We start from the raw sequence: 11,952 nt of genomic DNA on the forward strand, positions 1-11,952 counted from the left end.
TCCTCCGGTCACATGTGGGGCGGCGGGCACAGCGCCAGCGGGTCGGCTGCGGGGTCCGCGGGTGCCCAGCCCCGGGAGCGAGCGGCGTCGGCGAAGCGCGGCATGCCCAGGTAGCGGAAGGCCGCCGGCGCGTTGGGCACCAGGCCGGTGACGAGGGTCCGCACCACACGCAGGGAGGTCTGTGCGACGTCCCGTGTGGTCAGGTCGTGGGTGATCACCCGGTGTCCGTCCTCGTGGAGCCGCTGCCGCAGCCGCGCGACGTCGCCAGGCGCGACCTCCTGGACGGGGACGGTGCCGTGCACCGGTGCGGTGAACCGCTCGGCGAGGTGGTGCACGCGCGGGTCGAGCCAGACCTGCACGTGGGCGCCGAGGTCACGGACGTGACGGAAGCTCGCGCCCGCCGAGTCCAGGTAACGGCGGTCGGCTCGATGATCGAGATACAGCCCCGGTGCCATGAGGCCGGCCTCGACAGCCCGGAAGACCCACCCGTCGGAGTCGACGCACCCGAGCGTGTAGATCCAGGTGTGGACGGCTTCCAGGACGGCCTTGCGCACCGCCCGGACCGGGTCGAGCGCCGAGGAGAACCCAGCGGCGTGGACACCCGTCTCCGGGTCGCGCACGAGCGCCGCCATGGCGGGGGCGAGGTCGGTGGGCATCTGGACGAGGTGCACGTCCAGAGGCGCACCCGCGAGATCTTCGGCGAGGCCGGGCACGGAGCCGGGGTCGATGCCCCGGGCGGGGCCGCCGTGGTGCCACCAGACCTCCAGGGCGTCTCGCTCGACGACCTCGAGGAGCCCGCGCTCGTGGGCGTCGGCGGCTCCCTGGCCGGTGGCGATGCCTGCGTAGTTGAGGTGGAAGACACGGTCGAGGTGAGCGAAGCGTCGCTGGCGCCAGTTGAGTCCGACGAGGGCATGGGGCAGCCAGACGTCGGTGGACGGGTCCGGGTCGTCCCGGTACCCGTCGGTGACCTGCTCGCGGCAGCGCGTCCACAGCGTGGCGACGTCGTCGGCCAGCTCTCGGTACGGGAAGTCGCCGCGGCTCAGCTGCTCGGGAGACCACCGTGGCAGGTCGTGGAGGTCGACGACGGGCAGACCCTCGGCGCGCAGCTCGGCGGCCGTGGCGATGCGGTGCCGGGCGGGGTCGAGCCGCTCGGGGAGGAAGTTGCCGCAGTAGCGCTCGACGCCTTCGGCGATCGCGGCGACGCGGGCGCCGGCGACGTCTCCGAACGTGGTGCCGAGGGAGACCCTGTCGGCGGGCCAGTCCCCGAGCCAGCGGGCGTCGGAGACCTCGGCGGTGAGCGAGGTGTAGCGGTGCGGCGCGCGTTCTGGACGCAGCACCTCGCGGACACGGCGGACGATGCCGGTCTCGCCGTCGACGAGGCGCTCGACGTCCAGCGGGGGCAGGGTCGTGGTCACCCGTGGGCCTCCATGGTGCTCGGGGCGGACGGCAGGGGGAGGACCTGCCAGGAGCGAGAGTCGATGTCGAGGCGAAGCTCGGTGCCCGGCGCGGGGGTCGTGCCACCGGTCATCCACCGTGCGGCGGCTTCGCCGGGCGACCCTGCTGTCGCGAGGGTGTCGCGCAGGGCGTGGTCAGGGGTGGAGATCCCGAGGTCATGGCCCCAGGGGCCGCTGACGACGGCCCTGGTGGCACCGGAGCGAGTGCCCCAGGCGGCAGCCAGCCGTCGTGCGTACCCGTCGAACGAGTCGTGGTCGCCGGTGACCACCAAGAGCTCGGCGCTCGCGTCGGCGTAGCGCGAGAGGTCGAGCGCGGGCGCTTGCCACAGGCGTCGGAACGCGTCGAGGCGGTGGCCGTCCCAGCCGAGCCGTCGTGCGGCCGCGACAGGTCCCTCACGGCGGGCGCGGTGAGCGGCTTCGTGCAGCACGGCAGGGGGCAGCGGCGGGTGGTCCTGGCGCCCGGACCCGTGCACGGCCCACCAGCCGAGCCGGTCGAGGTGCTGTGGGGTTCCGTCGGGCGCATAGGCAGTCTCGTGCAGCCCGAGGGCGGGCACCATGGCCACCACCTTGCGGACCCGACGGTCGGCGCGGGCGAGCTCGAGCGCGGCGTGGGCCGCGTACGAGGCGCCGTACGCGACGACCGGCCCGCGCACCCCGTGGTGGTGCAGGGTGTCGAGTGTGACCACGCCGTCCTCCGCCTCCCCGACGTACGGCGCCCAGTCGCCCGTGGAGGAGTACCGGCCTCGTACGTCCTGGACGAGGCAGTCCAGGCCGCGGCGCGCGAGCGACCGGGCCTGCGGGAGATGCTGGTCGGCGTCGTACGGCGTGCGCAGCACCACGACCCCGTGGGCGGGGCCGTGAGCGTGCACGAGGGTGCCGCCGAGGACGGCCCCGTCTGGCGCCGTCACGGAGAAGGGGCTCTCTGCGATGGGGCGGGTCATCGCCGGCCGCCCTGGGGGTGAGGAGCGGGTTCGTCGAAGCCGAGCACGGTATGCGTGGTCTCGCGCAGGTCCTCGCCGATGGTGCGCAGCAGGCGGCGGTGCTCCGCGACCGCGGGTCGCCCGGCGGCCCAGTCCTCCAGGACGGCGAGACAGCGAGCGACGGTCAGGCTCACCGCCGCGGCGCGCAGCCTCCGCCGACGGTGTGGGCGGGCCAGCCACGAGGCCAGCTCGGAGGCGGCAGGGGACGCGGCCAGCCGCCGTCGGCGTACCTGGTCCGCGGTGGCCTCCGTGCCGTCGACGGCCAGGGGGTACAGGAGCATGCGCGCCCCTTCGCGGCGTCCGCGCAGAAGAGCCGTGCCGGTGGAGGGGAGCGGGTCGAGGGCGGAGTCCTCCTCGGGGCGGTGCGGAGTGTCGCGCACGTCGACGACGACGTCGACGGACGTGAGGAGGGCTGTCCCGGCGCGAGCGGTGCTGCGGCGCACGTCGGCCCCGGCACCGCGCAGGGCGGCGGTCAGCGCACGGGCGAGGCGATCGTGGCCGAGCACGAGGACGCGCCGGCGGCCAGGCGGCCAGCGTCGGGCGTGCTCGGCCTCCTCGAGCGCGAGCACCGCCTGGCGGACCCGGTGCAGGTAGCGGGTGCGGGCCACGGGGGCGGGTGCGGGTACGTCGTGCAGGCGCAGGAAGCGGCCACCGCGGGTGCGCAGGGCGGGGCGTTCGCCGGTGAGTCGCACCTCGCCCGTGCCGAGGAGCGGGCGCCAGCCGTGCCTGGGCTTCATGGTTCTCCTGGTCTGCTCTCGTCTCGTGGACTGCTCTGGTCTCGGACCTGCGTGCGGTGTGGCGGACGAGGGAGGGCGTGCCGGCCCGCACGCGGGCCGGCACGCCCCGGTGGGCGGTCGACGCTCAGGTCGCCGCCGGTGGCTCAGTCGAAGGGGTTCTCGACGAGCGCGTTGGAGTGCGAGGCCGAGAGGTGCGCCAGCTGCTCGGTCTCCTGGATCTCGCTCACGACTGCGTCGTTCATCGGTGTTCCTCTCAGATCGATCGACCCGGCGCTGCCGGGACCCGCGGGGTGCAGGCAGGACGACCGTATATGAGAACGATTATCGTTTCTAGTAGAGTCCGGGACCATGGACATCCCGCTCCTCCTCGCGGACCACCGCGCGGGCAGCTGGTCGGTGCTCGACGGCACCGGCTCCCCGCTCGTCTCCGGGGCGGCGACGCTCGCCGAGCACGCCGGGGTGCTGAGGCTTCCGGCCGGGGCGCCCGGCGGTGCCCGTGCCGTCTTCGCCGACGACGCGCTCGGGACGCTCGTCGTCCTCGACGACGCCGGGGCCAGGCGGGTCCCGGTCGCGATCCCCGCAGAGCACCTGGCCTGCGACGCGAGCGGCCGGTACGTCGTGGCCACGACAGGCATGGGGGCCTCGTGGGAGCCCTGGAGCGACCTCGTCACCGTGGTCGACCTCGCCGACCCGGACGGCACCACCGCCGTCCGTGTCCGGGTGCGCACCGGCGAACCTGGGGTCGCGGTCGTGCCGGACACGGCGACGGGAGAGCTGTTCGTCGTCCTGCGCCACCGGCAGCCCGGGGAGGCCGAGGCGATCCCTCTATCGACGATCCTCGCGGCCGGCCCCCACTGCCCCGCCGTCCGTGGTGAGACCGTGCCCCTGACTGGCGACCTCGGGCACGGCGACGCCGCCGACCAACGCACCGGCATGGTGCACCTGGCCACGGAGGCGGGCATCGAGCGGCTGCGTGTCAGGGGCGGGCACCTCGAGAGGCTCGAGACCTGGCCCTGGCCCGTCCCGGGGCGCGCCTACTTCCTCCGGCTCGACCCCGCCGAAGGCGTCATCGTGGGCTCGCTGCGCGGGGGTGCCCCCGACCCCACCCGCTGGCACACCTGGACGAACCATGTCGCACGCTGGTCTCTCGACGGTGACGTCGACGTCACCGCGACAGGGGAAGGGCTCGTCTTCCGGCCCGACGTGCACCGGGGGACCGTCGGGTGGAGCGTCGTCCACCCCGACGGAGACCGGCTCGTCCTGCTCGACCACGGTCGCCTGCGCGAGACACCGCTGCCCTCGATGTCCGCCGCCCCCCGTCCCGGGGCGACACCGTGGGACACGGTCGACGGCCGGAGCGCCCAACGGCGGGCACTCGCGCTGGTCGGACCCGATCGTGCGGCTGTCACCCGTGGCGGGGACGGTGAGCTGCACGTCGTCGGCCCCGGGGGTGTCGAGGCGACCTTCCGCACCGGAACTCCCCTCGACGAGGGCGGTCACCTCGCCGCCCTGCACCCGCCGGTCGGTCACGTCGACGGGGTCGGTCGGTGACGCGCGCCGCGGTGCACGAGGCACTGCGGCGGGCCGAGTCCGTAGCACGGCCCGGGCTCCCGCTGGGCGGTTACCGGCTGGGAGGGCGCCCCGGAGACCGGTCGCCTGTGCTCCTCACCGCCGACGGGCGGCTCTGCCACGACCCCGGCGTGCGCATCCAGTCCGTCGCCGTCGCGCCTGGCCGAGACACGGTGGCCCTCGAGCTCTGCGACGACGGCACGGAGCAGGGCCGCGTCGTGCTGGTCGACACCGGCCCCGGCGAACCGACCGAGGTGCCCGGCCTCGTGGTCCGTCACTGCCGGCCCGTGTGGTCGGGTGACGCTCTCGTGCTCGTCGACGCCCAGGGCCGCGTCGTCGCTGTCTCCCGTACCGGTGCACCGGAGATCCTGCTCCGGCCCGCGCCAGGAGAGCGTGCGCTGCCTCTGCGCCTGGGCGGACGCCTGCTGGTCGCCCTCACCCGCGATGACCGCACGCGCCTGATGGAGCCGGACGGCACCACCGTCGCCCTGCTTCCGAGGGTGCGCAGCATCTCGAGCGCCGACGGCGTCGCGCTCGCCGTCACCGACCGGGAGCTGCTCCTCCTGCGCGGGCCGGGAGCGCACGTGGCCGGACGGCTGTCGCTCGACGCTCTCGACGGGGTGCCCGTGCACGCTCAGGCGACGCCCCTCGGGGGCGTGCTGCACGTGGTGCGCGGGGGGCACTCCGCCGTCGTGCGGCTGGCGGACGCGGCCGGCAGGCTCGGCCCCGTCGGGTCCGTGGCGGTCTCGTCGGCGGACCACGTGCACACCGTGACCGGCCTGGCGTGGGCAGACGGCACGGCCTGGGTACGTGTGGAGGCCCCCGCCGTGCCACCGCGAGTGGTGACCGTCGACGAGCTGTCCGCGCCAGTGCCCGGCCGCGCCGGCTCCCGCCTGGTGCCCGTCGTCGCCGACGACGGGGCCGCGGTCGAGCTGGTGGTCACGGGAGACCCGGGTGGCCCTGTCCTCGTCGAGGTCTACGGCGGGTTCGGCCTGGTAGACCTGCCCGTCTTCGAGCCCTCGGTGGCCGCGTGGCGTGCGCTCGGAGGCCTGCACGTCACCGCTCGGCTGCGCGGGGGAGGCGGTGCCGGGACCGAGTGGCACCGCAGCGGTCAGGGGGCGGCCAAGAGCCGTACCGTCGCCGACGCGGTCGCGGTCGTGCGCGAGCTGACCCGCAGCGGCCTCGCAGCGCCCGGGCGCACCGTGCTCGCCGGTGCCTCGCTCGGTGGGCTCGTCGCCGCTTCGGCGGCGCTGGCGGTGCCCGGCCTGGTCGCCGGTGTCGCGTGCACGGCAGCGCCCCTTGACCCGCACCGGTTCGCGGAGCATCCCGCGGGCCACCACTGGGAACAGGAGCTCGGGGACCCTGACGACCCGGCCGTCGCCGCCGCCATGGACGACTACTCGCCGTTCCAGCGTGCTCGCCGTCACCCCGGGACAGGGTGGCCCCGCTTCCTGCTGACCACCTTCGCCGAAGACTCCCGGGTCGACCGGGGGTCGTCCGACCGGCTCGCCGCCCTCCTCTCGGCACGGGGCGCGCGCGTGGTGCGCCGACACCTGCCCCGGATGGGCCACGGCAGCAACCTTCTCGACGACGTCCACGACTTCTCCGCCTCCGTCCTCGACTTCGCCCTCGACAGCACAGGAGCACCATGACCTCGACCGAGACCCGGGCGGTGCCGCGGTCCGCACCAGCCCTTCCCAGCAGGCGGTCGCCGCGGCCACGGAGCGTGGCACGCAGCGCCCGCCGTGCCCGGCTCCTGACCGCTGTCGCACTCGTCGCCCTGGCCGGTGTCGTAGCCGTCGCGGCGTCCGCCGGGACCGTCGACCTTCGCCCCGCTGACGCCGCCAGGCTCGTGCTGGGGCACCTCGTGCCGGGCATGCCCTGGATGAGCGACGGCACTTACACGCCCCTCCAGGACCAGGTCGTGTGGCAGTTCCGTCTGCCGCGTGCGCTCCTGGCCGCCCTCGCCGGCGCCGCCCTCAGCCTCGCCGGCGTCCTGATCCAGGCCGTCGTGCGCAACCCGCTCGCCGAGCCCGCCATCCTGGGTGTCTCCTCCGGGGCCGGCGTGGGCGCCGTCAGCGTCGTCGTCCTCGGGGCCGCAGCCGACGCCGCGATCGGCACCGCCGCGTTCACCGGTGCGGCCGTCGCCACCGCGGCCGTGTTCCTCGTGGCGTACAAGGACGGCCGGATCGCGCCCCAGCGCCTCGTCCTCACCGGGGTCGCGCTCGGCACGTTCTTCAGCGCCGTCACCAGCTACCTGACCATCACCACCGAGGCGCAGAACGTCTTCAGCGTCATGTTCTTCCTGCTCGGGTCCGTCTCCGCGGCCACCATGAGCGACCTCGCGGCGCCGGCGCTCGCCCTCGTCGTCGCCCTGGTCGTCGTGACCGTCACCGGCCGGTCGGTCAACGCGCTCCAGGTCGGGGACGAGACCGCGACCGCGCTCGGCGTCTCGGTCAACGCACTGCGCACGGTGCTGCTGCTCACCGCCTCCCTGCTCACCGGCACCGTGGTGGCCGTCGCCGGCGGGATCGGGTTCGTCGGCCTCGTGGTGCCGCACGTCGCGCGGGTGCTCGTCGGCGCCGACCACCGTCGCCTGGTGCCGGTCGCCGTGACGGGCGGAGCCCTGTTCCTGTGCACGGCAGACCTCGCCGCGCGGACCGTCTCCGCCCCGGCCGAGGTACCGCTCGGCATCATCACCGCCTTCATCGGCGTGCCGTTCTTCCTCTGGCTCATGCGAGGCCGCTCCGCCGACGAGCAGGGGATGTCGCGATGAAGATCGAGCTCGACGGCGTCACTCTCGTCCGCGGCAGCCGTGAAGTCGTCACCGACGCCCGCGTGGCGGCGGAACCCGGTCAGGTCCTCGGTCTCCTCGGTGCGAACGGCAGCGGCAAGTCGTCCCTCCTGCGTGCCTGCTTCGGAGCCCTGCGCCCCACAGCGGGGCGCGTGCTCCTCGACGGCACGGATATCGCGACCCTCAGTCGGCGGCAGGTGGCCCGCCGCGTCGCTGTCATGGCCCAGGAGCCGCCCGACGAGTTCGGGCTCACCGTCGCCGAGAGCGTCCTGCTCGGGCGCACTCCCCACCGGGGCAGCCTGGGCCATGACGACGACCGCGACTGGTGGCACGTCGATCGCGCCATGGCGCTCGCAGGCGTCGCCCACCTGGCCGACCGACCGGTGCACCGGCTCTCGGGCGGAGAGCGTCAGCGCACCCTGCTCGCGCGCTCCATCGCGCAGGAGGCCGACGCCCTGCTGCTCGACGAGCCCACCAACCACCTCGACGTCTCCTACCGCTTCGAGCTCATGCGCACCGTCGCAGGCCTGGGCCTGACCACGGTGATCGCCCTCCACGACCTCGACCTGGCGCTGTCGTTCTGCGACCGCGTCGTGGTGCTCCACCGGGGGAGGGTCGCTGCCCACGGGGCTCCGGCCGACGTGCTCACCCCCGCGCTCGTCCGCGACGTCTTCGGCGTCGAGGCCACCCCGGTCGTCCACCCGGTCACCGGCACCACGCACCTGCTCCTGCGCGGACCCTCCGTGCACGAACCCGAGAGGAACCGATGAACACCACACTCCTGCGACGGACCGCGCCGGCCGCTCTGGCTCTCGGCGCCCTTGCAGCTCTGACCGCCTGTGGATCAGCCGTCACAGCGGCCGGCGCCGGCGGGGGAACGGCTGCCGCCGACGGCTATCCCGTCACCGTCGAGAACTGCGGGCGCACCCTGACCGTCGACTCCGCCCCGGAGCGGATCGTGGGTCTCAGTCCCGCACAGACCGAGCTTCTCGTGCGACTCGGCCTCGCCGACCGTCTCGCCGGGCAGGCGCAGACCGACATGCACGAGCTCCCCAACGACGTCGCGCCGCAGGTCACAGACGTGCCCGTGCTCAGCACGTCCACGCCGCCGGCCCGCGAGACGCTCCTCGAGGTGCACCCCGACGCCGTCGTGGCGCCCACCGAGTACGAGTTCACCGCTGAGCAGGGATTCGCCACGATCGACCAGCTCGCCCAGGCGGGTGCTGTCACCTACGTGGCTGCCGGCGGCTGCTCGGAACGGCGCGCGACCGGCGAGGTCACCGACCTGTTCACGGACATCGACGCCCTGGGCCGCATCTTCGGGGTCACCGGGGCGGCCGAGGACCTCGCCGCTGAGGCGCGGGCCGACCTCCAGGCCGTCGACGAGGCTGTCGCCGACCGGCCCCGCCCGAGCGTCGCCCAGCTCTACGTCGAGGGCAAGACGCTCGCCGCCATCGGCGCGGGTGTCGAGTACGACATGATCGCCCGTGCCGGCGGCGACAACGTCTTCAACCCGGAAGAGAAGCTGTTCGAGCAGTTCTTCTCCGCGATCATCTCGCCTGAGGAGGTCGCCGCACGCAACCCGGACGCCATCGTGTTCGCCGTCCGTGACCAGGCCGAGGAGGCGCGTGTCCGCGAGTACCTGCGGCAGACCTTTCCCGACGTCACGGCGGTGAAGGAGGACCGCCTGGTCGCGCTCCGCACCCCCGACACGTTCCCCGGGACGCTCGGTAACGTCACCGCCGTCCGCACGATCGCCGAGGCGCTGCACCCCGACGCGTTCTGACGGTCCGGGGAGCGGCCCTCGTGGCCCTGCGGTACGGCGTTCGCGCCGCAGGGCCGCGGGGAGCCCGCCCTGCCCTCACGCAGCCGGTGGGCTGTCCGCTCTGCCGGTGCGCAGCGCCACCTCCGCCTCGGCCACCTCGGCGGCGGTCGGCAGGTCCGCTCCCGGACGAGAGACGGTGACGGAGGCGGCGAGCGCAGCCCGAGCGAGGAGCGGGGCGAGCGCGGACCCGCCTGCTGTGCGGAGCGCCTCGCGGGCTGCCGGCCCGAGCAGGCTCGCCCGCCGCAGGCCGTCGAGGAGCGCGGCCATGAAGGAGTCGCCTGCGCCCACCGTGTCTGCCACACGGGTGGCGACCGCCGGGACCTCGAACGTCCGCTCCCGGGTGGCGGCCAGCGCACCGTCCTGGCCGCGCGTCACCACGACGAGGCCGGCACCGGCGGCGACCAGGTGCCGCGCCGCCGACCCCGCCGTGCGGCCGGGGTAGAGCCAGGCGAGGTCCTCGTCGCTCGCCTTGACGAGGTCAGCGCGAGGCACGACCGCCTCGAAGCGCCGCACCGCCTCGGCGCGGTCGTGCAAGAGGTCGGGCCGGACGTTCGGGTCGACGCTGATGCTCGCGGACGGGTGGGCGGCGGCGACGAGCCGTGCGACGGCGTCAGCGCCCGGTGCCAGGAAGAGGGCGACGGACCCGGTGTGGACGTGACCCGCCTGCACCGTGCGGGGGACGTCGCGCAGCGTCCAGGCGAGGTCGAACGCGTAGCGTGCCGAACCGTCGGGGCCGATGTGCGCCGTCGCCCGGGAGGTGCGGTCGCTGGCGGCGTCCCCCGTCTCTGCTGTCAGCACGACGCCGGCACCGGTCTGGTGGGCGCGCAGGAGGTCGCCGTCGGCGTCGGCGCCCAGCTGGGTGAGGAAGGCGACCGTCGTGCCGAGCCGCGCCAGCCCGTAGGCGACGTTCGCCGGGCTCCCGCCGGGGTGGGTCGTGGTGGTGCCGTCCGCACGCCGCAGGACGTCCGCGACGGACTCCCCGACGACGAGGACGTCGTGGGCCGGAGAAGTCACGAGACGCCCTCCTCCGCGCTGCCCGCACCGTCGGCGACGCCACCCAGGGCGGCCGAGGAGAGCACGGCACGGGTACCCTCGCCGGACGTCGCGCGGACCTCGAACGAGCAGTCGGCGACGTCGAGCACCAGGGACGCCACGGCGTCGTCGCAGGCCCAGCGCAGCGTCGCCCGCGTGCCGCTGACGCTGTGGGAGAACGTGCCCTCGAACGCGCGGTGGGACGCACGCAGCCGGAGGGCCTCGAGCTGTGCACGCACGACCGGGCGCCGGAGGGCGGCATCCACCTCCGCGGGCGTGTAGTGGTGGCGGTTGACGTCACGGCCGACGCCGGTGCGGGCGAGCCGCTCCATGTCGTTCGTGCCGGCCAGGAGGCCCACGTAGTACACCTGCGGGACGCCGGGGACGAAGAGCTGCAGCAGCCGGGCGAGGAGGTAGCTGCGGTCGTCCCGGGCGAGGGCGTCGTAGAAGGTGCAGTTCACCTGGTAGAGGTCCAGGTTCGACGCGGCCGCGCCCGTGGCGAGCCGGGAGGCACCGTCCGAGGCGACGTGGATGCGCTCGACGAGCGCGTCGATCTCGTCCGCGCCGAGGAGGCCGGGCTCCCCGGGGAGCAGGTCGGAGGTGCCGACGTCGACGATGCCGATCCCGTCGTGCGTGTCCAGCACCGTGACGGCGTTCGTGGGCCGGATGCGGAGCCAGCGGTCGAGCGGACCCAGGTCGGCCGCGGTGAGCGCGTGGAGCACCAGCGGTGGCAGGGCGAAGTCGTAGACCAGGTCGACCTTCCGCGCGATCTCGACCTGCTGCAGGTAGTGGCCGTGCACCTCGACGAGCACCTGCGCGCCCCGCGCGTGCGCCCGCTCCACGATCCGCGCGGTGTAGGCGTCGGTGGCGGGCGTCATGAAGCAGTCCGTGCCCGCCTCCTTGCCCGTGTACCCGACGGCGTCGAGGCGGAGCACCGTGACACCGCCGCCCGTGAGGGCGTCGACGACCGAGTCGAGGTACTCCCACGCCTGGGGAGTACGCAGGTCGATGTCCACCTGGTCGGGGGTGAACGTCGTCCACACGAGCCGGCGCCGCCCGCCCAGCGACATCACCGTGAACGGCAGGCCGGGCCGCGGGCGGTAGATGCGGGCGAGGTCCTCCTCGGTGGCACCGTCGGGGAACACCGATCCCAGGGTGAGGAACATCGGGGCGTGCGGCGAGGCGTCGCCGTGCTCCCGGACGTCCAGGAAGCGGTCGGACTCGGCGGAGACGTGGTTGACGATCACGTCGGCCATGACGGTCCGGTCCTGGGCGAGGGCGCGCACGTCGTCCCAGGTGCCGAGCCGGGGGTCGACCTCGGTGTGGTCCCGGGGGTCGAACCCCGCGTCGGCGCCGTCGTACGGCGGGTAGAACGGCAGCACGTGCACGCCGGTGAACGCTCCGGCGAGCGGGCCGTCGAGCAGCTCGCGGAGGCCGGCGATGTCACCGGCGAGGCGGTCGGCGTAGGTGATCAGCTGAGGGCCGTGGTGGGTCACGGTCGAGACTCCGTCGTCGAGAGGGGCAGGCCGGCCGGGACGGCGGCCTGCCGCGGGTGGGGGAG

At 74.6% G+C, this 11,952-nt stretch carries 11 protein-coding genes; 5 read left to right on the forward strand and 6 right to left on the reverse strand.

What is annotated here, in order from left to right:
• Window positions 1-8 precede the first annotated feature (8 nt).
• The 4 genes from DNL40_RS06350 to amiA all read right to left on the reverse strand — a co-directional run bounded on the left by DNL40_RS06350 (window position 9) and on the right by amiA (window position 3,413).
• On the reverse strand, window positions 9-1,415 hold the full coding sequence (locus DNL40_RS06350) for a YcaO-like family protein (RefSeq protein WP_245885715.1): 1,407 nt from the start codon (window positions 1,413-1,415) through the stop codon (window positions 9-11).
• The gene (locus DNL40_RS06355) at window positions 1,412-2,395 is read right to left on the reverse strand and encodes a CocE/NonD family hydrolase (RefSeq protein ID WP_111250407.1); all 984 of its coding nucleotides are present in this window, start codon (window positions 2,393-2,395) and stop codon (window positions 1,412-1,414) included. The genes DNL40_RS06350 and DNL40_RS06355 overlap by 4 nt, the downstream gene beginning before the upstream one ends.
• Window positions 2,392-3,171 (reverse strand): hypothetical protein, encoded by a 780-nt coding sequence (locus tag DNL40_RS06360; protein WP_111250408.1) that lies wholly within the window; start codon window positions 3,169-3,171, stop codon window positions 2,392-2,394. Before DNL40_RS06360 ends, DNL40_RS06355 begins: the two co-directional genes overlap by 4 nt.
• A 143-nt stretch (window positions 3,172-3,314) precedes the next feature.
• Entirely contained in the window at window positions 3,315-3,413 is a 99-nt protein-coding gene (gene amiA / locus DNL40_RS16720) for a streptamidine family RiPP (protein ID WP_245885716.1), read from the reverse strand.
• Between the two features lie 106 nt (window positions 3,414-3,519).
• On the opposite strand from amiA, the gene DNL40_RS06365 reads away from it, so the two are divergent.
• The 5 genes from DNL40_RS06365 to DNL40_RS06385 all read left to right on the forward strand — a co-directional run bounded on the left by DNL40_RS06365 (window position 3,520) and on the right by DNL40_RS06385 (window position 9,320).
• Window positions 3,520-4,722, forward strand: coding sequence for a hypothetical protein (locus DNL40_RS06365; protein WP_111250409.1), 1,203 nt, complete (start codon window positions 3,520-3,522; stop codon window positions 4,720-4,722).
• A gap of 149 nt (window positions 4,723-4,871) precedes the next feature.
• Window positions 4,872-6,392 (forward strand): prolyl oligopeptidase family serine peptidase, encoded by a 1,521-nt coding sequence (locus tag DNL40_RS06370; protein ID WP_179950970.1) that lies wholly within the window; start codon window positions 4,872-4,874, stop codon window positions 6,390-6,392.
• 74 nt (window positions 6,393-6,466) lie between these two features.
• Window positions 6,467-7,516: a FecCD family ABC transporter permease gene (locus DNL40_RS06375; protein ID WP_245885718.1), complete on the forward strand. Its 1,050-nt coding sequence runs from the start codon at window positions 6,467-6,469 to the stop codon at window positions 7,514-7,516.
• Window positions 7,513-8,304, forward strand: a complete 792-nt coding sequence (locus DNL40_RS06380) for an ABC transporter ATP-binding protein (protein ID WP_111250412.1) — start codon at window positions 7,513-7,515, stop codon at window positions 8,302-8,304. Before DNL40_RS06375 ends, DNL40_RS06380 begins: the two co-directional genes overlap by 4 nt.
• A complete protein-coding gene (locus DNL40_RS06385; protein ID WP_111250413.1) occupies window positions 8,301-9,320 on the forward strand; it encodes an ABC transporter substrate-binding protein in 1,020 nt (339 codons plus the stop codon). Before DNL40_RS06380 ends, DNL40_RS06385 begins: the two co-directional genes overlap by 4 nt.
• 75 nt (window positions 9,321-9,395) lie before the next feature.
• On the opposite strand, the gene DNL40_RS06390 is transcribed toward DNL40_RS06385, so the two are convergent.
• The gene (locus tag DNL40_RS06390) at window positions 9,396-10,373 is read right to left on the reverse strand and encodes a carbohydrate kinase family protein (protein ID WP_111250414.1); all 978 of its coding nucleotides are present in this window, start codon (window positions 10,371-10,373) and stop codon (window positions 9,396-9,398) included.
• Entirely contained in the window at window positions 10,370-11,887 is a 1,518-nt protein-coding gene (gtfA, locus tag DNL40_RS06395) for a sucrose phosphorylase (RefSeq protein WP_111250415.1), read from the reverse strand. Before gtfA ends, DNL40_RS06390 begins: the two co-directional genes overlap by 4 nt.
• Window positions 11,888-11,952 lie beyond the last annotated feature (65 nt).

Origin of the sequence: Xylanimonas oleitrophica, assembly GCF_003244315.1 — a bacterium.
GTDB lineage: Bacteria > Actinomycetota > Actinomycetes > Actinomycetales > Cellulomonadaceae > Xylanimonas_A > Xylanimonas_A oleitrophica.